Origin of the sequence: Bacillus sp. 275 (genome assembly GCF_001999205.1) — a bacterium.
Classification (GTDB): Bacteria; Bacillota; Bacilli; order Bacillales; family Bacillaceae; genus Bacillus; species Bacillus velezensis.
This window is the reverse complement of the sequence record NZ_CP019626.1, coordinates 1728709-1750924: the sequence shown is the minus strand read 5'-3', so window position 1 is coordinate 1750924 and position 22216 is coordinate 1728709. Positions and strand designations below refer to the sequence as shown.

Sequence of the window (22216 nt, the reverse complement as noted above, 5' to 3'; positions counted from 1 at the left end):
CGTTTGATTAAAAAATACTGAGCTCCCACTCCTGTGCGATATGTTTCAGCAGCATGCCGCCGGTCAGGCTGTTGCCGTATTCATCAATGGCCGGACCGTAAATGCCGATGCCGCAGCCGTTATGAAAAGGCTGTTCTCTTCTGGCGCTTGGGGGAACCAATGCCATAATGCCGCCGGATACCCCGCTTTTGGCCGGGACGCCGACGAAAGCCGCATATTTGCCTGACGCATTGTACATTCCGCACGTCAGCATCAGGGCTTTGGCGAGTTTCGCGACATCTTTCGGAATGACCTGTTCCCGTCGGATCGGATGGTAGCCGTCATGCGCAAGTATCAATCCGATTAAAGCGATGTCCTCGGTTGTACCCTCCATGGCGCACTGCTTTAAATACACTTCAAGCGTTTCTTCCACATCCGCCTCTAGAAAGTTCGTTTCTTTTAAATAGTAGGCGAGCGCTCTGTTCCGATGCGCGGTCTGCCATTCAGAACGGAAGACCTCCTCGTGAATGTGAGGCCGTTTTCCTATTAATTTTTCAAAAACGGAAAAGAGATATTCTAATTTATCATGCGCCGTTTCACCCGGAAGCAGCGAGGCGACGGTAATGGCGCCGGCATTGATCATCGGGTTGAAGGGCTTCCCGGGTTTATGGATTTCAAGCCGGATGATAGAATTAAACGCATCACCCGTCGGTTCCACGTCCACACGATCCAGCACGTAAGAAATGCCTCTGTTCATGCAGGCGGCAATAAAGCTGATGACTTTTGAGATGCTCTGCAATGTGAACGGGACATTCCATTCACCGGCATGAATCATTGAGCCATCCGGCTCTAATATGCAAATGCCCAGCTGAGAGTCGTTGATTTCTCCGAGGGCGGGTATATAATTTGCGCTTTTTCCATTGACGGAAAACGGTCGGTAATGCTCGACCCAATCTTGTAAAAGTGAAGCCAGTTCCTCTTTTTCAAGGCGCTCTCTGACCATATCTTTCATAACATTCCTCCTCTATTGCAAGCCTGTCCGAAGCGGAAACCGGTCTTGGAAAACGTTTTCAAAAATAGCGTGTTCCATGTTAATGTATAATGACATCTACAGAATCATACAAAATACGACAAAATCATTCTTAAAATAAGCCGATAGATTTATAAATCAGCCGGAGCGTCCCGCCATTCGGGTCTAAAGAAATTTGCGGACTGTATCGGTCTTGTTCAAAATAGACAGAAGAAGGAAGTGATTATGATCAGGCTCGACTATTTACTGAAAAAAGACGGCTATCTTTTTGCCCTTATGCTGATCACCGTGCCGCTGGCGGGGGAACTGAAATTTTACCCCCTGAATGAGGTATATCGGATCAGCTTCGGCGCCCCGGCTTTTTTCTTTTTTCTGCTGCTGCTTCGGCATGTGCCGGCAGTATTGTCAGGGCTGTTGACAGGTGCAGCCGTTGTGGCATTCCGGATCGGCCTGGCGTGCTGGGGAGGAGAGCATGCCGGCTTTACGGAGGCTTTTTTCAGCCAATATCCCAGTTTCTTTTTTTACTTTACATATGCCTGCTTGTTTTATGTGCTGAAGGTCAGGCTTTTTTGGGATCGGCCGCTTATGATCGGTTTTCTCGGTTTTCTCATTGAAATTGCGTCCGATGCCGTTGAAATGACGGTTCAGTTTTCCGGCGGCCGGCAGATTATGATGCCGGACAAGCTGGCGGATATTGCGGTTATCGCTGTTTCTCACACATTTATTGTGCTGAGTTTTTTCAACGTGATGAAGCTGCACGAATCTCAGGTCAGGGAAAAACAAACGAGAAAGCAGCATGAGCACATGCTGATGATTGTGTCCAACTTATATGAAGAAACGATTCATTTGAAAAAAACGCTGAAAACGACGGAGCATGTGACGAAAGAATCCTATCAGCTATATCGGGAAATGAGCGGGAACGACCGGGAGCTCGGGAGCCGAATGCTGCGCCTTGCGGGAGAAATTCATGAAGTGAAAAAAGACAATCAGCGAATATTCGCCGGCCTGTCGAAGCTGATTTCCAATGAGAGATTCCGGGATTACATGAATGCCGCCGCTCTGGTCGGCATCGTCATCCGAATCAATGAAAAATACGCCGAATCTTTAGGCAAGGACATTCAATTCCGGAGCGTGATTGAAGGAGAGCATCCCGATTATCACGTCTTTACCGTCCTGTCGATCTTAAATAACCTGACCGCCAATGCCGTTGAAGCCATGGGTGACAGGGGTGAGATCCGCCTCGCGCTGCGCAGGGCGGAAGGAGAAAAGGCTGAATTTCAGGCGGAAGATGACGGTCCCGGCATTCCGGAAAAAATCGGAGAGGTCGTTTATGATCCCGGGTTTACATCCAAATACGATGAATTCGGCACACCTTCAACGGGCATCGGGCTTACTTACGTGAAGGAAATCGTAACTGAACTTGACGGAGACATTTCCTTTCATAACAAGCCAAAAGGCGTCATATTTACGATAAAACTGCCGGTGAAGCATTTGATTGCAGAAAGGATGAACTCATAATATGCGTTTTTTTATAGCTGATGATGACCGGGCGATCCGTTCCATTTTAAAACAGATGATTGAGGACGAGGATTTAGGCGAAGTCGTCGGTGAGGCAGAGGACGGAAGCCAGATTGAAGGGCATTATCTCCATTTTAAACAAGTCGATATTTTATTAATTGATCTGCTGATGCCGGGTCGGGACGGGATTGAGACGATCCGGCATCTTCAGGGATCGTACAACGGAAAAGCGGTGATGATATCGCAGGTGGAGGCAAAGGAAATGGTGGGAGAAGCTTATTCTCTCGGCATCGAATACTTTATCCACAAACCGATCAACAAAATCGAGATCGTCACCGTTTTGCGAAAAGTAAAAGAGCGGATTGAACTGGAAACCTCGATCGGCGACATCCAACACTCGTTAAGCCGTCTTATTCAGCGGAATGAGCCGAAAAAAAGCGGGCCGGGGGGGATGCACGAGAAATCAATCAAAGAAACAGGAAAATTTCTTTTATCGGAATTAGGCATCGTGGGAGAAAGCGGGGCGCATGACCTCATGGCCGTCCTTCACTATTTATTTGAGGATGAACAGGCGGAAAGAAACATCCCGTCTTTAAAGCAGATGTTTACAAACGTCGCCATCCGGAAGCTGGGGCCTGCGGCGGCACAAGCCGAGGTTAACAGGGAAATCAAAGCCTCGGAACAGCGGATCAGAAGGGCCGTCATTCATTCGTTAAACCATTTCGCTTCATTGGGCACAACTGATTTTTCAAACCCCAAATTTGAATATTACGCCTCGAAATTCTTTGATTTCCCCGCTGTCAGCAAGAGAATGAAAGAAATGCAGGCTAAGGAAACCGTGCCGCTTTCTCCGGTTAAAGTGAATATGAAAAAATTCATTCACGTCTTCTTTTTGGAGGCGAAAGATTTACGCGAAGGATCAAAATTTGTCAGCGGAGGCAGCCGGTAAGCTGGCTTTGGAAAAGATGGCAAACGTGGATAAATGACAGCTCGTACTGGCCTGATTTTTCCGTGCTGATCCATGGCGACTTGCATCCTCCGCATATTTTGATCGGCGAAAATCAGCGTGTGACGGGTCTCCTCGATTGGACGGAGGCAAAGGTTGCTGATCCGGCCAAGGATTTTGTCCTTTATCAAGTGATATTAGGAGAAAAAGAAACAAAACGGCGAAGTTCGCGCTTCAGACGGGGCAAGAGGAGCATATGCAAATGGCGCGGGACATGCTCGGCCTGTCCGATCCGAAAGGTTATTGACTTCCGCCGGATGACAGCGTATGATACATTTTAAAATAAAAGAACGGATTAACAATGCTGAGGAAGAGTAAGTACGCATCAGCGCGCGGGGTTCAGAGAGTCGGTGGCCGCTGTGAACCGATCCCCGTCCGGTGCCGAATGGGCTTCTGAATTGCTGCGCTGAAATGACAGTAGGCGGTGCCGGGATTCTTTCCCCGTTATCAAGAAAGGAGTATTGAAACCGTGTGTTTCTGTACTTTTTGAGAGAATGGCTCTTCAGCCGTTAATAAAGGTGGCACCGCGAAAACCTCGTCCTTTGATGGACGGGGTTTTTTGTATTGTTAAGGAGGTGATGGCCATGGAAAGTGACTGGAGACGGACAGACAATCAAAAAGGAGGGATATTCATGGTGATCGCAACCGACGATCTTGAGCTCACGTGTCCGCATTGTGAAGGAACCGGCGAGGAGAAAGAAGGGACGCCCTGTCCGAAGTGCGGCGCGAAGGGCGTCATATTGACCGCTCAAGGAAACACGCTGCTGCATTTTATCAGAAAGCATATTGATCAGTGAAATCAAACGAAAAAGGCCGTTATCCGGCCTTCAGGCTGTCGAGAAAATCTCGACAGCCTTTATGTTTCCCTTGTCATAAAATAAAAGAAAGACTGAAAAAACGGTGTCTTTCTCATGTTCCACACAAGAAATTTTTCTCGAAACACAGCCGAATTCGTTCTGTTTGACCAACTCGTCGAAGAGGATCACCTTCTTCGAAAAATTGATAAATACATAGACTTCTCTTTCATCGTTGAAAAGGTCACACCTTACTGCAGCGAAAATAAAGGCCATCCCTCACTTGATCCGCTGATCTTATTCAAAATGATGTTGAAGATTGCCACATACCCAGCCAAGCAAGGCTAGGCATGTGGGAGTGCTTTTTCTGCAACTGAAATCAAATGAATATGTAAAGAAACAGCACAAAACAAAAAAGCTTGTAGAAAAACATCATTTTCTCTACAAGCTGCTTTTTCATTCTTCAAAATAAGGATTCACATGGATGAGCACTTCTTCAACATCTGAAAAGTGTCTTTGGATTTCATTTCGGATTTCGCGGGCAATATCGTGTCCCTGCTTAATCGTCAAATCATGATCCAAAGATAACCGGACATCAAGCAATTTATAGTGGCCGTGTTCTCTTGCTCGGATTTTATCGAGCCGTTTGACTTGAGGGCAGTGCAAAATAACGGCTTTATATTCCTCTATCAGTTCGGGATCAACACTTTTTTCCATGAGAACGTCAACAGACGGCCTGATTAATTCCATTGAAATCTTAAAAATAAGGTACGCCACGATGACACTGGCAATTGCATCGGCGTACAACAGATAGGACCATCCGCGTGTGTTCCCGATAATCGCCAATAGGACGCCGATAAAAGCGGCAAGAGAGGCAACGATATCGCCTTTATGATCGTATGCAATCGCTATAATCGCTTTACTGTTCCATTTTTCCCCTTGTTTGATCGAATAACGATATAAGATCTGCTTAGCCGCGTAGGATATCAGAGCCGCAAACAATGCGCTGTATTGCGGGATGCTTGGACCTTCAACAAAGGACGAAATCGCTTCTATCAGAATATACACGGAAACGAGCACTAATATGATTCCTACAATCGCTTCGCTGATGACCTCAGCTTTGCCATGCCCGAAAGGATGGTCTTGATCGGGCGGCTTATTAGAAATGCCGATGACGGCCAGGACAGCAATTGAAGCCGCGACATCCGCTGCAGAATGTATACCGTCGGCAAAAACTGCTTCACTATCGCCTATCAGTCCAAAAAAGATCTTTCCTGCCATTAAGATCAGATTGGCTATCAATGCAATCAAAGCAACTTTTTTGCTTATTTGTTCTCTTTCACTTGTCATTTTTTCCTCCTATAAAACTGCACAAAAAAATAGAGGCGCTTTTGATTCGCTCTCCGTATCCTTTCTTGTGTAATCACTTTGCTTATCGTACCAATTCAGTTTCGAGTGGGTCTATAGCAAGGTTGTTTCCTGTTTCCTAATAAATAAGGTGACAGAAAAAAAGTTGGAGCAGGGCTAAACAGTACACAGACAAAATGGGGCTGAATTAAAAAAAGAACTGTTGACATTTGAGTGTTTATCTTTTATTATTATCTTGAATTCAAGATATTTTAATTCAAGATAATTTAATTAGAGTGCAGGATAAGAACCTGCTGATCGTTTGAATCACGAAAAGATCAGTGAAGAGAACGTTTCGTTTTTTGATCATATGTTATTTGATTTTTTATACGATAATATCTCGAATTCGAGATAAAAGGGGTGCGAGGGAAATGGCTGAATTTGTACAGCTAGTGAATGAAAGAAGATCTGCAAGCAACTTTCTTCCAGAACATCCAATCACAAGAGATGAGCTCAATGAAATGTTTGAATTGGTTGCGTTGGCTCCATCAGCTTTTAATTTGCAGCATACAAAATATGTGGCGGTTCTTGACCCGGGTGTAAAAGAAAAGCTGAAACAGGCCGCAAACGGACAATATAAAGTGTTTAGCTCATCAGCTGTTCTTTTGGTTTTAGGGGATAAGCAGGCATATCAGCAAGCGGCTGACATCTATGAAGGATTGAAGATGCTGGGGGTATTAAATAAACAAGAGTATGATCACATGGTTCAAGACACCGTTTCGTTTTATGAAAACAGGGGAGAACCATTTAAGAGAGATGAGGCGATAAGAAATGCTTCACTTTCTGCGATGATGTTTATGCTGAGTGCTAAGGAAAAAGGCTGGGACACCTGTCCGATGATAGGGTTTGATGCTGAAGCCGTGAAACAGATTTTGAAGATAGATGATCAATTTGAGGTCGTCATGATGATTACAATCGGGAAAGAAAAAATAGAAAGCAGAAGGCCGCGCGGCTACCGAAAGCCTGTGAATGAGTTTGTGGAGTATATTTAACTATTTGTAAAGGAGCAAATAAAAATGGCGAAAAAAACGATGGGCATCCATCATATTACGGCAATTGTCGGTCACCCTCAAGAGAATGCTGATTTCTACGCTGGAGTGCTGGGGCTGCGATTGGTTAAGCAAACGGTCAATTTTGATGATCCGGGTACGTATCACCTTTATTTTGGGGATGAAGGCGGGAAGCCGGGAACAATCATCACATTCTTTCCGTGGGCGGGCGCCCGCCAAGGCATCATTGGAGACGGACAGGTTGGCGTGACATCTTACGCCGTGCCGAAGGGTGCCGTGGCGTTTTGGGAAAAGAGACTTGAAAAGTTCAACATTCCATACACAAAAATCGAGCGTTTTGGAGAACAATATATAGAATTTGATGACCCGCACGGTCTGCACTTGGAAATCGTGGAAAGAGAAGAAGGAGAAGCCAATACATGGACGTTCGGAGATGTAACCCCGGATGTTGCCATTAAAGGCTTTGGCGGTGCGACCCTGTTATCAGCACAGCCTGAAAAAACAGGTAAACTGCTAGAAAACATCATGGGGCTTGAGCGAGTCGGTAAAGAAGGAGACTTCGTTCGTTATCGTTCTGCCGGTGATATCGGAAATGTGATTGACCTTAAGTTAACGCCTATCGGCCGCGGGCAAATGGGTGTCGGCACGGTCCATCACATCGCTTGGCGGGCTCAGGATGACGAAGATCAATTAGATTGGCAAAGGTTCATTGCTGCGCACGGATATGGTGTAACTCCTGTTCAGGATAGAAACTATTTTAATGCAGTTTACTTCAGAGAACACGGGGAAATCTTATTTGAGATCGCAACTGATCCGCCGGGCTTTGCCCATGATGAGTCCCAAGAAACAATGGGCGGAAAACTGATGCTCCCTGAGCAGTATGAACCGCACCGGGCACAAATTGAACTAGGGCTGCTGCCGTTTGAAGTGAGAGAATTAGATTGATTGATAGATGAACGTGAAGCATGAAGAAAAATAAAAAGATATACATTTAACAGATGTTTGCTGGAAGCGACTGTTGGTAAACAGCTGCCTTGCAGACATCATATAATATGAAAAATAAGGAGAGATAAAAATGGAAGATGCAGGACTATTACTTATTCGAATCATAATTGGTGTGGTGTTTCTGTTTTATGGATCACAAAAATTATTCGGCTGGTTTGGCGGATACGGAATTAAAGGAACCGGACAGTGGTTCGAGTCAATTGGAGTTAAACCGGGCAATGCCGCGGCCGCTTTATCAGGTCTCGGGGAACTCGCAAGCGGAATTCTATTTATTTTAGGTGTTTTCCTCCCGCTCGGAGCTGCTATTATAACGATTATTATGTTAGGTGCCATCGTAAAAGTCCATGGAGCGAAAGGATTTGCCAACGGTGCCGGCGGTTTTGAATATAACTTGGTGCTGATTGCAGTCTCCATCGGAGTTGCACTCATCGGTTCAGGGGCGTACGCTTTGCATTTTTAATATAAGTATCTAAGAACAGTAACTGAAAAGCGGTAACTGTTCTTTTATTTTTCAAGCACAACGTTCAGGTGCTCTGAATAGCAAAAAAGCGGATATGTTCAAAATAAATGTGTATAGTGGATGTACGCGTATTGATGAGCTTGGTCATGAAAGACGAGCCGATTTGGAGGAGGGTTTTGATGAAAGAGATGGCAGAATTACATTCATTAGATTCTATCGAGAATTTTATTAAACAGCATCAATTCAGTTTTATCTACATTTCAAGACCCGCCTGTACAGTATGTCACGCTGTTCTGCCGCAGCTCAGAAACGTATTGGATCAGTTTCCGAATATCAAATTGGGGCATATCAATGCTGACGAGGTAGAAGAGGTGGCCGGCAGATTTTCAGTCTTCACTGTCCCCGTGCTTCTTTTGTTCATTGATGGGACTGAGTTTCTGAGAGAAGCCCGCTTTGTTCATTTTGAACAGCTCGAAGAAAGGCTGAAAAGGGTTTATCAGTTATATCAAGATGTATAAAGCGTTTATACTTTACAAATAAAAAGCCCCCTTTAAAGGGGCTTTTATCCGGCCTTTTTTACGTTATTCGGACCGGGGTTCTAAAAAACGGGACCCGCCCAAGTCTTTTCTCATCAGATAGATATGGAAAAAATATTCTCCGACGGCGATGATGACGGCGGAAATAAGAGCGGCAAACGCCAGTCTTCCTCCGGAAATGCCCATGGACAGCGGCATTCCCATCAGCCAGACAACAAGAAACACGATTCCGAAATCAGCGGACGCCGCCGTGATATTATTCCATCTCGGAAGCACGTACAGGTCGCCCGTAAAGTAGGAAACGGCTCCCAGCACAATGGTCATCAGCAGCACGTCGCCGAATGTAAAGCGAAAACCTAAGCCGAGTATCAGATACAGAATAATGATGGTCATAATGCCTTTAATGGCAAGCGCTTTAATGTGTTCCATGCGAATTCCTCCTTATGGAAATCATGTTAATATGTTTCCTCATAACGTGAAATATAAACCCTTTTTTCGTGAACATTTGTTTTCTGGCTTTTGTCTGTCATCACTGGGCCGCGGCTGAATATGATGAAGGGAGAAAATACGGGAGGTGTCATGATGGCAGTCGTAAAAGCGTCGAGCGCCGATCTGGATCTAATGGCAAGGCTGCTCAGGGCGGAAGCGGAAGGCGAAGGGAAGCAGGGAATGCTTTTGGTCGGCAATGTGGGAATCAATCGGGTGCGGGCGAATTGTTCTGATTTTAAAGGCCTGCGCACCATCAGGCAGATGGTGTTTCAGCCGCACGCGTTTGAAGCGGTGACTCACGGATACTTTTACCAGAGACCGCGTGAATCCGAGCGGAGGCTTGCCCGCCGGACGATTAACGGAGAACGGTTTTGGCCGGCTAAGTTCAGTCTGTGGTATTTTAAGCCTCCGGGCAACTGCCCGCAGACTTGGTATGGCCAGCCGTTTGTCGCCAGATTCAAATCCCACTGCTTCTATCAGCCGACAGGTGAGACGTGCGAAAACGTGTACAATACATTTTAATCCCGGGCGCACCGTTCTGAGAATGAACGGTGTTTTTTTAATTTTTTGTGAAGAAAAATAGGAAAAAAGTGCGCTTGACGGATGACAAGCCAAAAACAAACAGAGGGGGTTTTCTCCCGGCGGGGCAAGGTTTGTCGAAACAATGTGAAAAATGTCTCCCGCCGTCCATTTTTCAGCCTTACAAACCCTTCACACTTCTTCATAGCGGTTTAACATTTCTTTTTTATAATAAGGGCGATCAATGAGACGAAAGGGGAACTGACATGACACATGACGGCCGTTTAGATGAATGGATCAAGGAATTGGAGAACAAAAGCTTTCAGAACAATACGTTTGACCGCCGCGCATTTATACAGGGCGCCGGGAAAATCGCCGGTCTTTCCCTCGGGTTAGCGATCGCGCAATCCATCGGCGCGTTTGAAGTGAATGCCGCTCCGAAATTTTCAAACTATCCGTTCACCCTCGGCGTAGCCTCCGGCGACCCGCTGTCTGACAGCGTCATTCTCTGGACGCGTCTTGCCCCTGACCTGCTGAATGGGGGCGGCATGCCGAAGCAGGCCGTGCCGGTAAAATGGGAAATCGCCGCTGATGAACATTTTCGTCACATCGTCAAACGCGGAACGGAAATGGCCAAGCCGAATCTCGGACACTCCGTCCATGTCGAGGCGGACGGGCTTAAGCCCAATAAAGTGTACTATTACCGGTTTAAAAGCGGGCATGAGCTCAGTCCTGTCGGCCGGACGAAAACGCTGCCCGCTCCCGGTGCTGACGTATCCGCCATGACGTTTGCATTTGCTTCATGCCAGCAGTATGAACACGGCTATTATACGGCGTATAAACATATGGCGAAGGAAAAGCTTGATCTCGTGTTCCATCTCGGAGATTACATTTATGAATACGGACCGAACGAATATGTGTCAAAAACGGGAAATGTCAGGACGCACAGCAGCGCTGAAGTGTATACACTGTCAGATTACCGCAACCGTCATGCCCAATACCGCTCTGATGCCAATCTGAAAGCCGCCCACGCCGCATTTCCGTGGGTCGTGACGTGGGACGATCATGAGGTGGAAAACAATTATGCCAATGTTATCCCTGAAAAAGGCCAATCCGTTGAAGCGTTTGTGCTCAGGAGGGCCGCAGCTTATCAGGCTTATTATGAACACATGCCGCTCAGGCGCATGTCATTGCCGAACGGTCCTGATATGCGGCTGTACAGGCAATTTTCTTATGGCAATTTAGCATCGTTCAATGTGCTTGATACAAGACAGTACAGAGATGATCAGGCCAACGGCGACGGGAATAAGCCGCCTTCTGATGAGTGGAGAGATCCGAAGCGTACATTGATGGGAACAGAACAGGAGCAATGGCTCTTCGGAAATTTAGCCGCCTCAAAAGCGAAGTGGAATGTGCTGGCGCAGCAAATCTTTTTCGCGCAATGGAATTTCGGAACAACCGCCAATCCGATATACAGCATGGATTCATGGGACGGCTACCCGGCTCAGCGGGAGCGGGTCATCAATTTTATAAAAAGCAAAAACCTGAACAATGTCATCGTGCTGACGGGTGATGTTCACGCAAGCTGGGCGTCAAACCTGCATACCGATTTTAATCAAACGAATTCAAAGATTTTCGGAGCCGAATTCGTCGGAACTTCCATTACATCTGGAGGAAACGGAGCGGATAAACGGGCCGATACGGATCAGATCTTAAAACAAAACCCGCATATTAAGTTTTTCAACGATTACCGCGGCTATGTCCGCTGTACGGTGACCCCTGCCCAATGGAGAGCGGATTACAGAGTGGTGCCGTACGTGACGGAGCCGGGGGCTGAGGTATCCACGCGGGCTTCATTCATTTATCAGAAAGACCAGACGGGGATTCGGAAGGTCTCTCAAGCTGCGGTTGCAGGCGGTGTAAAGCAGTCAAATGAGGTGGAAGAGGATCGTTTCTTCGCCCATAACAATGCGCATGAAAAGCAAATGAGAAAGAAACGGGCCAAAATCTCACAATAAGGAGGCACACTCATGTTTTCTAATATCGGCATTCCCGGGTTGATCCTGATCTTCGTCATCGCTCTCATCATTTTCGGGCCTTCAAAGCTTCCGGAAATCGGCCGTGCCGCCGGCCGCACGCTGCTTGAATTTAAAAGCGCCGCAAAAACACTGGTCTCAAATGAAGAGCCGGACAAGCAGACGGCTGAGAAAGACAAAACGGCAGGCTGAATCCTGACATGGGGGCAGACGAATCCGCTTCTGCCTCTTTCTCTATAAGGAGGATGTACGATTGGATAAAAAAGAAACCCACTTGATCGGGCATTTAGAGGAAGTCCGGCAGCGTCTCATTAAAACCGTTATCGCCTTTCTCGTGTTTTTTATCGGCGCCTGCTGGTTTGTGCAGGATATTTATGACTGGCTGATCAAGGATTTGGATGGCAGGCTGGCCGTTTTAGGGCCGAGCGAGATTTTATGGGTGTATATGATGATTGCGGGAATATGCGCCCTTACGGCAACGATTCCGGTTGCCGCTTTTCAGCTCTGGCGTTTTACGGCGCCGGCTTTGACCCCGTTTGAACGCCGCGCCGCTTTGCTTTACATTCCGGGGCTTTCGGTTTTGTTTATTATCGGAATTTCCTTCGGGTATTTTGTGCTGTTTCCGATTGTGCTCGGATTTTTAACACAATTATCCGCCGGCCATTTTGACATGGTATTTACGGCGGACAAGTATTTTACCTTTATGCTGAATCTTACATTGCCGTTCGGATTTTTGTTTGAAATGCCTCTGGCCGTCATGTTTCTGACACGGCTCGGAATCGTGAATCCAACCCGGCTGGCAAAGGCGCGGAAGCTTTCGTATTTTGTGCTGATCGTCGTCTCGGTGCTGATTACGCCTCCGGATTTTATGTCTGACTTTCTCGTCATGATTCCGCTGCTCGTCCTCTATGAAATCAGTGTGACGCTGTCCCGCATCGTTTACCGGAAGAAATGGGCCGAGGCGGCGTCTGCAGCTTAGTGAAGTTCGCCTCCGCCGGTCTCAATATCGTCCTCATGCGCCGCGGCGGTCACCGCGGCGATTTTGAGCGCTTTTGTCACGAGATCCAGGCTGAGGCTCGGCGCAGACTTTTGCAAGGTTTGCTCCGGAATGTACGGGATGTGTATAAACCCGCCGCGGATGTGCGGATGATGGCGGCTGATTTCATCCATCAGCCCGTAAAAGAGGTGATTGCATACAAATGTCCCCGCCGTGTAGGATACAGCCGCGGGAATGCCTTCCTTTTTGATTTCCTCAACGATCCGTTTGATCGGAAGGCCGGTCCAATAGGCCGCGGGACCGTCTTGAGAAATGTTTTCCCCGACAGGCTGGTTTCCTTCGTTATCCGGTATGCGCGCCTCATTGAGATTGATCGCGACCCGTTCCGGCGTGATCTGCATTCTGCCGCCTGCCTGTCCGACACAGATGATAATGTCAGGCTGATGCTTTTTGATCGCCTCGCGCAGCACGGCAAGAGACTTATAAAAAACGGTCGGCACTTGTTCAGATACGATAGAGGCGGGGCCCTCAGCGGCACCATTCAGCCGTTTGACCGCTTCCCATGAAGGATTGACCGTTTCCCCGCCGAAGGGGTCAAAGCCTGTCAGCAATACTTTTTTCTCCATATAAAACCCTCCTTTTCTTTTTACCATACTCTATAATGGACATATATTCCTGCCGAAGGGGGAAACATGTCTTGAATTCGCCTCTGGTGCAATACCGATCTTTATTTCCGGCGCTCCGCACACATACGATGCTCGCCAGCTGCTCTCAAAGCGCTCTTGCCCTGCCGGTTTCAAAAGCGATCAATGACTATCAGGAAAGCCTGCTTCAGCATGGCGGAAACTGGGAAGAAGCCATTGGACGAACGGAGCAGGCAAGGTGTGAATTTGCGAAATTGATCGGCGCCCATCCTGAAGAAATCGCCGTTTTACCTTCAGTAACGGCTGCTGTCTCTGCCGTCGTTTCTGCTTTGCCGGATTGCCGAAAGAAACAGGCGGTGTATACGGAATTGGATTTTCCGGCGATCGCCCACATTTTGAAGGCACAGACTGAGATGGAGCTTTCAGTCGTGCCGTCTGAAGACGGAATGATCCCGTTAGAGCGGTATGAGACGTACATATCGGAACAGACGCTTTTCACCTGTGTGCCCCATGTGTCATATACGTCCGGTTTTGTCCAGGATATGAAGCGCATTGCCGAGATATCCGCAAAGAAGGGATCGCTTCTTTTTGTCGATGCTTATCAATCGGCGGGGCACATCCCGATTGATGTAAAAGAATGGGGAGTTGATATGCTGGCCGCGGGTGCGAGAAAGTATATGCTCGGCATACCGGGAACGGCGTTTCTTTATGTCAGAAAGGAACTCGCCGAACGGCTGAAGCCGAAAGTCACCGGGTGGTTCGGGCAGCAGCGGGCGTCGATGCTGGATATAACCCGTTTTTCTTATGCGGACGGAGCCAAACGCTTTGAGACCGGAACCCCGGCATTTATCAGCATATATGCGGCACAGGCGGCTTTATCTCTAGTGAACGATGCCGGCACAGACCGCATTCACCGGGAAGTAAAAAAACTCAGCACATTTGCGTATGAATACGCTTTTGAAAAAGGATTGCATCTCACAGGGCCGCCGTCTGCCGATGACAGACCCGGCATGATTTCCATACGGGATGAAAAAGCGGCGGAAACGGCTGCGCTGTTGAGGCGGAAAAACATCGTATGCGCACCCAGCGGACATATCATCCGGCTGGCGCCTCATTTCTATAACACGGCCGATGATCTGATGTATGCGATTGATGAACTGGCTGAAGCGCGCGGTATATAAAAAAACAGCAGACTCACGGGGAGCCTGCTGTTTTCTTATGAGTGATTCACTTTGACCCGTTTCATAAAGAAGGCGCTGATCAAGCCGATAACAGCGACAATCATCGCGAAGATAAAGGCGTGCTGGACGCCCGCAATCAGCGCGTGAGAGTATGCGGAAGGATCATTCGGGTTTTTCACGGTGCTCATATAATTCTTCTGCCCGGCTGCCATGATGCTGACCGCCACCGCAGTGCCGATTGCGCCGGCCATCTGCTGGAGCGTATTCATAATGGCCGTTCCGTCCGGATAAAATTCCGGCGGCAGCTGGTTTAAGCCGTTCGTTTGCGCCGGCATCATGATCATGGAAATGCCGATCATCAGGCATGTGTGGAGCACGACGATGAGAATGGCCGTTGAAGTGCCGGTAATGTTTGAGAAAAACCAAAGTACGGCGGCCGTGATGACAAACCCGGGAATGACAAGCCACTTCGGTCCGTATTTGTCAAACAGGCGCCCCGTCACCGGAGACATAAAGCCGTTTAAAATACCGCCCGGCAGCAGGATGAGTCCGGACGTAAACGCCGTCAGCATCAGTCCGCTTTGTAAATACATTGGCAATAGAAGCATTGTCGATAAGATAACCATCATACAGATAAATACAATCACGACACCGAGAACAAACATCGGATAGCGGAAAGCGCGCAGATTCATCATCGGCTGCTTCATTGTCAGCTGCCTGATGGAAAATAAGATGAGCGCGATCGCACCGACAGTGAGCGAACCGATAACCGTCGGGCTTGACCAGCCGTCTGATCCTTCGCCCGCATTGCTGAATCCGAATACGATGCCGCCAAATCCGATCGTAGACAGAATAATGGAAAGCACGTCAATTTTCGGTTTTGTAATGTCAGACACGTTCTGCATGTAGGCGATGCCGAATAAAAGAGCCAACACAAGAAACGGCAGAGAAATCCAGAAAATCCAATGCCAGTTCAAATGCTCTAACACAAGCCCTGAAAATGTCGGACCGATCGCAGGAGCGAACATGATGACAAGCCCGATCGTCCCCATCGCCGCTCCGCGCTTATGCGGCGGAAAGATGACGAGGATTGTATTAAACATCAGCGGCAGCAGCAGCCCGGTTCCTAAAGCCTGCACGATTCTTGCCGCCAAAAGAAACGGAAAGCTCGGCGCAAGCGCTGCAATCAGCGTGCCGATAATGGAAAAAGCAAGTGAAACGATAAACAGCTGTCTCGTCGTAAACCATTGCAAAAGCAGACCCGATACCGGGACAAGAATACCGAGAACGAGCAGATAGCCCGTCGTCAGCCACTGGACGGTTGCAGGAGTGATATGTAACTCCTTCATCAGGTCGGTCAGGGCGATATTCAGCGCCGTTTCACTGAACATGCCGATAAACCCTGCCGTCAGTAAAGAAATCATGATCGGCATGACTTTATATTGTTTGGAAGGCTGAGCATTTTCCAAAATCATTCTCCTCTCTTTCTATACGTACATGTCTCTCGTATTTTATGTCTTCAGCAGGTTCGGAATTTGTTTAGAAATATGGAGGATCGGCATTTTGTCTTTTTTGGCTAAGGACACAATGATGCCGCCTTCTATCATGGCATTTAAAACAGTGCTGATTTCCGCCGCTTTCTCATCAGAAAAACCGGCTGATCTCAATTTGCCCGCGAACAGATTCTCCCATTCCTGATAAGCGCTTTGACAGGCCTGCTGGAGCTTTTCGCTCTTTAAAGCAGTCTCGGCAGCCAGTAAACCGACAGGAAACCCTTCAAAGTTTTCCGGACATGTGAATTGGCTTGATAAGTCCTGTAAAAACGCTTGAATGCTTTCCGCAGGATCAGGATGGGCATCAAGGCTTTCTTTTATTTTCATACGGATATAATGGCTCATTTCATTGACAGCCTCAATGGCGAGCTGCTCTTTGCCGTCCGGAAAATGATAGTAAAGAGAACCTTTCGGCGCACCGCTTTCTTTAATAATCTGATTCAGCCCTGTGCCGTAATATCCCTGAAGCTGAAACAGCCTGGTTGCCGCGGCGAGGATTTTTTCACGAGAATCTCCATAGCTCATAATGTTCCCACCTTACTGATTTTTGACAAATTTAAAATATAGTGACTGGTCTATTATCTTGATTTCACATGACGGTGTCAAGGTTTTTTAACGGTTATTTTCTTCGGGAGGTTGCCTGACAAGCGCGTTGACCGGTGAGAGGAAAATCTTCATAAATAAAGAAAAGGAGCGAAAAGAATGAAAAAACAATTTATGCCCTTCATTACATTTATCACGGCTCTGCTCTTCATCGCGGCCGGCTGCTCCCAATCTCCTCAAGCGAAAGAAACACCGCCCCGGATGGCAGCCGCAGCCCCAGCGAAAAAAGACGGACTTCCGAATGTTAAAATTCTTGCCGCCGGCGGCACAATTGCAGGCGCTGCTCCTTCAAAGACGTCCGCTACGGAGTACACGGCGGGGGCAATCGGAGTTGATGCCCTGATTCAGGCCGTTCCGGAGATAAAAGAGGTCGCGCATGTGAGCGGAGAACAGGTTGTGAATATCGGCAGCCAGAATATGAATAACGAGACACTGCTGAAACTTGCAAAACGGGTAAACAAGCTGCTCAAGTCTGATGATACAGACGGCATTGTCATTACACATGGAACAGACACACTTGAGGAAACCGCCTACTTTCTCAATCTGACGGTCAAAAGTGACAAGCCCGTTGTTGTCGCCGGGTCAATGAGGCCGTCCACGGCGATCGGAGCAGACGGGCCGTCCAACTTATATAACGCTGTAAAAACAGCGGCTGCGCCTGATGCGAAAGGTAAGGGGACGCTTGTCGTATTAAATGACAGAATCGCTTCGGCGCGCTATGTGACAAAAACCAATACAACCGCGGCAGACACATTCAAATCGGAAGAGATGGGTTATATCGGAACAATTGCTGATGACATCTATTTTAATAACATCATGACCCGAAAGCATACGAAGGATACAGATTTCAAGATAGACAAACTTGATAAACTGCCGCAAGTCGATATTATATACGGCTATCAAAATGACGGAAGCTATCTCTTTGAAGCTGCCGTAAAATCAGGGGCGCAAGGCATTATTTTTGCAGGCCCGGGAAACGGCTCAATGTCTGATGCGGCGCAAAAAGGCGCCGTAAAGTCGGTCAAAAGCGGGCTGGCGGTCGTCCGCTCCACAAGGACGGGAAACGGAACGGTAACACCTAATCGAGAGTATGAAAAAGACCATTTGACAGCTTCAAACTCTCTCAACCCTCAAAAAGCGCGGATTCTGCTGATGCTCGCGCTGACAAAAACGCATGACCCTAAGCGGATTCAAACCTATTTCAATGAGTACTAGGAGAAGAGAACCGGGTGTTCTCTCCTTTTTTTGTTTGCCGTATTAAAGTATAAGTGTGCTTTCGGGAAAGGGGCGTCTTTCTCATTTTTCCGCCTCTTTTTCAATTGTTGAAAACAGTAAAAAATACTCTATTTTTTCCTTTTCTTCTCTAATAAAATGAAAATTGCAAAAAATTACATAACAGGAGGAAAGTTCATGAAACAAATCAAAAGCAAAATCCTAGCGATTCTTACAGTCTGCATGCTCTCCGTCATTTCCGTATTTGCCTTCCAGCCGACCGTATCGAAAGCTTCCTCAGAGCATAACCCGGTTGTCATGGTCCACGGAATCGGCGGGGCGTCCTTTAACTTCGCGGGAATCAAAACGTACTTGGCATCCCAAGGCTGGTCAAGAAATGAGATGTACGCCATTGATTTTCTGGACAAAACCGGAAACAACAGACACAATGCACCGAGACTGTCCAATTACGTGAAAAAAGTGCTCAGCGAAACAGGTGCGAAAAAAGTCGATATCGTCGCGCACAGCATGGGCGGCGCCAACACACTCTATTACATTAAAAATCTTGACGGCGGAGACAAAATCGCAAACGTCGTCACACTCGGCGGAGCGAACGGCCTTGTGACCAACCGGGCGCTTCCGGGGACTGATCCGAACCAAAAGATTTTATATACATCGATTTACAGCTCAGCGGACTTAATCGTCCTGAACCCGCTGTCACGGCTGATCGGCGGGAAAAACGTGCAGATTCACGGTGTCGGCCACATCGGACTTTTGATGAACAGCCAAGTAAACGGGCTGATTAAAGAAGGTCTGAACGGCGGCGGACAAAATACAAATTAACAGTTTCAAAGCCTCGGAGAATGAGAATATCCCGGGGTCTTTTTTTCTTCCATATTCTTTTTTCGCCGTAAACCAAGCCCTCTGAAGTTATTTTTGTTAAAATAATAAAGTTATATCAGAATTCGGAGGGTTTATTGTGGGAAAAGTGAAAAGAAACGCCCCTTGCCCATGCGGCAGCGGGAAGAAATATAAAAAATGCTGCGGAAGCAAAGAAGCTGCCATTCCGGCAGACATCGCGGCAAAAGAAGCGAAACAGATTCAGGAAAGCCTAATGGAGTACGCCTTTACAGCACATAGAGACGGCATATCATCATTTATTAACCAGCACGCGTTCATTACGGAGCTGGACAGACAGACAAAAGACATCGGAGTCTTCAACCTCGGCATCTGGGGAATTTTCTTCCGTCCGCTGGCAGGCGGCAAGACGATTTTTGAAGAATATCTTCAGAAAAAAGCCGGCGGCATCAACCGCCCGAAAACACGGGAAATCGTTGAATCATGGAAAAGCATGACACCTGCCGTTATGGTGCTTGAAGATGTGAAAGAAGGAATGATTCACTTTGAAGATGTGATGACGAAAAAACAATTCAAAGTGGAAATGGACGTCAGCCAGCAGGATCTTCCGCCGGCGGGAAGCCTGATTCTCGGCTATCCGATCCACGAAGCGGAAAAAGCGGAGTTCTTCATGCAATTTACGATCTTCCCTGTGAAGCGGACCGAAGCTCTAATCAGCAAAGTGAAAAAGGCGGCTGCCCCGGCTCTTGCGGAAGGAAAATCGCCTGAGCGCTTTATGCAGGACAACTTCGACATTGTGCTGGCCGCTCTTTTAGGAACGGCGGAAGAGCCTGAGCAGGCTGCTGAAGAAAAACAGACAGAGTGGGCCAACGACATGGAGAAGGAAACGGCAGACGCTATTGAAAAAGGCCTGAGCGGGGATGAATACCCGGCTGAGCTGGTTCCGGCCGTAATTGATCTGTGGAAAACGTTCTGTGTCAAAAAAACACCGACGATCAGAAAGCCTGAAGCTTTCGCGGCGGCGGTCGAATATTACGTAAACAGCATTTCTCTGAACGGCGCGTCCGTTTCTCAAGCGAAGCTGGCGAAGAAGTACGGCGTCAGCGCCTCAACGATTTCCAGCCGCTATAAGGAAATTGAGGGTGCTCTCACGGATGAAGCCGAACGCTTCGCCGCAGCTCTGACATCTTAATACACAGCCAAAAAACCTTGAAGGGCAAACGCTTTTCAAGGTTTTTTTTGCAGATAGGCTCTCAGGCAGGATAATTCTTACCGTCTATCTAATACTAAACAGAGCGATAAAAGGAAGGGAGCCTGACCCATGGATGAGACACGTACGCTGGGCAGGACGGATTTACGGGTAAAGCGTATCGGTTTTGGCGCAAATGCGGTCGGAGGACATAATTTGTTTCCGAATCTTAATGATGAAACGGGAAAAGAACTCATCCGCACAGCATTGGACGGCGGCGTCAATTTTATTGATACGGCGTTTATATACGGTTTGGGGCGTTCCGAAGAGTTAATCGGTGAAGTTGTCGCAGAGCGCGGCGTGCGGGACAGCCTCGTGATTGCGTCAAAAGGCGCGCATAAAGAAGTCAACGGACAAATCGAGCTGGACAACAGCCGTGAATTTCTCCGGAGTGAGGCGGAAAATAGCCTGAAGCGGCTGAAAACAGACGTGATTGATTTGTATTACGTCCACTTCCCTGACGGCAAAACACCGCTCTCCGAAGTGGCGGGCACGCTAAAAGAACTGAAGGACGAAGGGAAAATCAGAGCAATCGGCGCGTCCAATCTCAGCTTCCGGCAATTGCAGGAGTTTAACGCCGACGGCTATTTAGAGGTTTTTCAATCGGAATATTCACTGATTCAGCGTGAGGCGGAGCATGATCTGCTGCCTTATTGTGAAAAGAACGGCATTTCCTTTATTCCTTATTTTCCGCTTGCTTCCGGCTTGCTGACGGGAAAGTTTACAAAAGACACAGTCTTTGAGGACAGCCGAAAGAACAGGCCGCCGTTTCAGGGGGAAGCTTTTCGCCAAAACCTGGAGAGAGTGGATAAGCTTCGGGCCGTTGCGGAGGAAAAAGGGGCGCAGACAGCGCATATCGCACTCGCGTGGCTTCTGTCGCAGCCGGCAGTGGATGCGATCATTCCCGGAGCCAAACGCCCCGACCAGCTGAAACACAATCTGGACGCGCTTCATGTGCAGTTAACCGAGGATGAGGTTCAATATATCAGTGACATCTTTAAGTGAAAATAAAAAAAGGAAATAGCCTGCGCTATTTCCTTTCTTGTTGTCAGGACGTTTTCAAAAACGCTTCTGTCAATCCTTCCAGATCGGCGTCTGTATCCAGATACCACTGGCCGCGGGCGTTTTTCTTCATCTCGATTTCTCTTGTAACAGAAGAAGAAGCCGGTTTGAGGCGCATAAACTCTTCCGGATAGACAGAAAGCAGGTGGCTGACAATTTCGTTTTCATCAGCATCAGGGTGCTTTCCGGCATAGTCTTGCACGCGGTCTTGCAGCTGGCCCGCAAGCGGAGACATATCAAGCGGCGTCACTTTTGCTTCAAGGACGGCTTTTTTGCCTGACATGGATTTGGTATGCACCTTGAGCTCTGTGTTATCCCGAAGCGCTGATGACATGGCGTCAATAATAGCGGAAATGGCTTTTGAATCCGCCTGTTCTTGTGAAATGCCTGCAGAAGCGATAAAGCTGGCTTTCGCCGATTCCTGATATGCGGCGGCCGTCATTTTTTCATTTACACCGGTCAGGCGGGTGAAATCTTTATTGTGCTTGCCGTACAGCATCACATCAATGTATGCGGATAATGCGTCCGCCGGGTCAGGTTTTGCGTTGGAGGCTGTGCCTTTGACTTTCAGTTTATAAGATAAAGGCTTCGCGTCTTTTGCCTGCGGCTGATATACCAATTCATAGGATTTGCCTTCGTCAGCCGTGAAGTACAGATTGCCCGTCACTGTCTTACCGGCATGAAGCGTGCCGCTCTGCATCAAGTCTTCCTTATCGGCCTTGGCTGTTTTCGCGTCATCCTGATAAAGCGAGAAGTCGCTGCTTTTGACGGTAAGCGGGTCTTTGCCCGTATTTTTGACGGTGACCGTTACTTTCAGCGCGGCCGGATGTTCAGTATCGTCTGAAGCGGCCCATGCCGTCTCTTTTATTTTCACTTTCGCCGTGCTGCTTTCCTGGCCGCCGCTCGTTTCGCTGCTGCATGCGGCGGTAAATGCCGTGAGAAGCAGAATGAAAAACACGGCGCTCATTTTTTTAATGGACATCTGGTTTACCCCCTGTTGTTAATGATTAATTCGATAGTCATGAAGACGGACAGGTTAATTATACTAGTTTTGTATAAAAGAGTCTT

At 47.8% G+C, this 22216-nt stretch carries 23 protein-coding genes, 2 pseudogenes and 1 other annotated feature; of the genes and pseudogenes, 18 read left to right on the top strand and 7 right to left on the bottom strand.

Translation table 11 applies throughout. The features are described 5' to 3' along the window. Positions 1–7 precede the first annotated feature (7 nt). The gene (locus BZ167_RS08295; RefSeq protein ID WP_007409011.1) at positions 8–991 is read right to left on the bottom strand and encodes a glutaminase; all 984 of its coding nucleotides are present in this window, start codon (positions 989–991) and stop codon (positions 8–10) included. A 243-nt stretch (positions 992–1234) separates the two neighbouring features. On the opposite strand from BZ167_RS08295, the gene BZ167_RS08290 reads away from it, so the two are divergent. The 5 genes and pseudogenes from BZ167_RS08290 to BZ167_RS20505 all read left to right on the top strand — a co-directional run. Further along, a complete protein-coding gene (locus BZ167_RS08290) occupies positions 1235–2527 on the top strand; it encodes a two-component system sensor histidine kinase GlnK (protein WP_029326097.1) in 1293 nt (430 codons plus the stop codon). Position 2528: 1 nt separating this feature from the next. Beyond that, positions 2529–3476 (top strand): glutamine utilization two-component system response regulator GlnL, encoded by a 948-nt coding sequence (locus BZ167_RS08285; protein WP_007409014.1) that lies wholly within the window; start codon positions 2529–2531, stop codon positions 3474–3476. Between the two features lie 5 nt (positions 3477–3481). Continuing rightward, positions 3482–3780: pseudogene (locus BZ167_RS08280) on the top strand (phosphotransferase); the annotation flags it as partial. 48 nt (positions 3781–3828) lie between these two features. Further along, positions 3829–4079, top strand: a binding site (T-box leader). An 86-nt stretch (positions 4080–4165) separates the two neighbouring features. Continuing rightward, a complete protein-coding gene (locus BZ167_RS08275; protein WP_007409016.1) occupies positions 4166–4330 on the top strand; it encodes an anti-TRAP protein in 165 nt (54 codons plus the stop codon). Between the two features lie 114 nt (positions 4331–4444). Then, a pseudogene (locus tag BZ167_RS20505) lies at positions 4445–4639 on the top strand (IS5/IS1182 family transposase); the annotation flags it as partial. A gap of 144 nt (positions 4640–4783) precedes the next feature. Here BZ167_RS20505 and BZ167_RS08265 read toward each other — a convergent pair. Continuing rightward, positions 4784–5677, bottom strand: a complete 894-nt coding sequence (locus BZ167_RS08265) for a cation diffusion facilitator family transporter (protein ID WP_007409018.1) — start codon at positions 5675–5677, stop codon at positions 4784–4786. Between the two features lie 428 nt (positions 5678–6105). Between BZ167_RS08265 and BZ167_RS08260 the strand changes: the two genes are divergently transcribed. From BZ167_RS08260 to BZ167_RS08245, 4 genes are all read left to right on the top strand, one after another. Continuing rightward, positions 6106–6726 (top strand): nitroreductase family protein, encoded by a 621-nt coding sequence (locus BZ167_RS08260; protein WP_015416729.1) that lies wholly within the window; start codon positions 6106–6108, stop codon positions 6724–6726. Between the two features lie 24 nt (positions 6727–6750). Next, positions 6751–7689 carry a ring-cleaving dioxygenase gene (locus BZ167_RS08255; protein WP_061861122.1) on the top strand — a complete coding sequence of 313 codons (939 nt, stop codon included), beginning with the start codon at positions 6751–6753 and terminating at the stop codon, positions 7687–7689. Between the two features lie 130 nt (positions 7690–7819). Next, positions 7820–8209 carry a DoxX family protein gene (locus tag BZ167_RS08250; RefSeq protein ID WP_015239089.1) on the top strand — a complete coding sequence of 130 codons (390 nt, stop codon included), beginning with the start codon at positions 7820–7822 and terminating at the stop codon, positions 8207–8209. 179 nt (positions 8210–8388) lie between these two features. Then, entirely contained in the window at positions 8389–8727 is a 339-nt protein-coding gene (locus tag BZ167_RS08245) for a thioredoxin family protein (protein WP_015416731.1), read from the top strand. 63 nt (positions 8728–8790) lie between these two features. On the opposite strand, the gene BZ167_RS08240 is transcribed toward BZ167_RS08245, so the two are convergent. Continuing rightward, the gene (locus tag BZ167_RS08240; protein WP_061861123.1) at positions 8791–9174 is read right to left on the bottom strand and encodes a DUF2512 family protein; all 384 of its coding nucleotides are present in this window, start codon (positions 9172–9174) and stop codon (positions 8791–8793) included. 153 nt (positions 9175–9327) lie between these two features. On the opposite strand from BZ167_RS08240, the gene BZ167_RS08230 reads away from it, so the two are divergent. From BZ167_RS08230 to tatC, 4 genes are all read left to right on the top strand, one after another. Beyond that, complete coding sequence (locus BZ167_RS08230) at positions 9328–9756, top strand: cell wall hydrolase (RefSeq protein ID WP_015416732.1); 429 nt, start codon at positions 9328–9330, stop codon at positions 9754–9756. Between the two features lie 263 nt (positions 9757–10019). Further along, positions 10020–11771, top strand: coding sequence for an alkaline phosphatase D family protein (locus BZ167_RS08220; RefSeq protein ID WP_061861124.1), 1752 nt, complete (start codon positions 10020–10022; stop codon positions 11769–11771). A 12-nt stretch (positions 11772–11783) separates the two neighbouring features. Next, positions 11784–11981, top strand: coding sequence for a twin-arginine translocase TatA/TatE family subunit (locus BZ167_RS08215; RefSeq protein WP_003156681.1), 198 nt, complete (start codon positions 11784–11786; stop codon positions 11979–11981). Positions 11982–12042: 61 nt separating this feature from the next. Beyond that, positions 12043–12768, top strand: coding sequence for a twin-arginine translocase subunit TatC (gene tatC, locus BZ167_RS08210; RefSeq protein WP_033575134.1), 726 nt, complete (start codon positions 12043–12045; stop codon positions 12766–12768). Here tatC and pcp read toward each other — a convergent pair. Continuing rightward, positions 12765–13412, bottom strand: coding sequence for a pyroglutamyl-peptidase I (gene pcp / locus BZ167_RS08205; RefSeq protein WP_007409027.1), 648 nt, complete (start codon positions 13410–13412; stop codon positions 12765–12767). The genes tatC and pcp overlap by 4 nt on opposite strands. Positions 13413–13483: 71 nt before the next feature. Between pcp and BZ167_RS08200 the strand changes: the two genes are divergently transcribed. Continuing rightward, positions 13484–14611, top strand: coding sequence for an aminotransferase class V-fold PLP-dependent enzyme (locus tag BZ167_RS08200; RefSeq protein ID WP_061861125.1), 1128 nt, complete (start codon positions 13484–13486; stop codon positions 14609–14611). A gap of 35 nt (positions 14612–14646) precedes the next feature. Here the strand turns inward: BZ167_RS08200 and lmr(B) are convergent, their stop codons facing one another. Together lmr(B) and BZ167_RS08190 are read right to left on the bottom strand one after the other, a co-directional pair. Further along, positions 14647–16086, bottom strand: coding sequence for a lincomycin efflux MFS transporter Lmr(B) (gene lmr(B), locus BZ167_RS08195; protein WP_032865253.1), 1440 nt, complete (start codon positions 16084–16086; stop codon positions 14647–14649). 36 nt (positions 16087–16122) lie between these two features. Continuing rightward, entirely contained in the window at positions 16123–16689 is a 567-nt protein-coding gene (locus BZ167_RS08190; RefSeq protein WP_007409030.1) for a transcriptional regulator LmrA, read from the bottom strand. A 177-nt stretch (positions 16690–16866) separates the two neighbouring features. Between BZ167_RS08190 and BZ167_RS08185 the strand changes: the two genes are divergently transcribed. The 4 genes from BZ167_RS08185 (at position 16867) to BZ167_RS08170 (ending at position 21091) form a co-directional block, all read left to right on the top strand. After that, positions 16867–17982 carry a type II asparaginase gene (locus tag BZ167_RS08185; RefSeq protein WP_061861126.1) on the top strand — a complete coding sequence of 372 codons (1116 nt, stop codon included), beginning with the start codon at positions 16867–16869 and terminating at the stop codon, positions 17980–17982. Between the two features lie 195 nt (positions 17983–18177). Then, on the top strand, positions 18178–18822 hold the full coding sequence (locus BZ167_RS08180) for a lipase EstA (protein ID WP_007409033.1): 645 nt from the start codon (positions 18178–18180) through the stop codon (positions 18820–18822). A gap of 136 nt (positions 18823–18958) precedes the next feature. Then, the gene (locus tag BZ167_RS08175; RefSeq protein ID WP_015416739.1) at positions 18959–20029 is read left to right on the top strand and encodes a helix-turn-helix domain-containing protein; all 1071 of its coding nucleotides are present in this window, start codon (positions 18959–18961) and stop codon (positions 20027–20029) included. Between the two features lie 129 nt (positions 20030–20158). Further along, positions 20159–21091: an aldo/keto reductase gene (locus tag BZ167_RS08170; RefSeq protein WP_007609226.1), complete on the top strand. Its 933-nt coding sequence runs from the start codon at positions 20159–20161 to the stop codon at positions 21089–21091. 43 nt (positions 21092–21134) lie between these two features. On the opposite strand, the gene BZ167_RS08165 is transcribed toward BZ167_RS08170, so the two are convergent. Further along, positions 21135–22130 carry a DUF5105 domain-containing protein gene (locus BZ167_RS08165; RefSeq protein WP_015416740.1) on the bottom strand — a complete coding sequence of 332 codons (996 nt, stop codon included), beginning with the start codon at positions 22128–22130 and terminating at the stop codon, positions 21135–21137. Between the last annotated feature and the right edge of the window lie 86 nt (positions 22131–22216).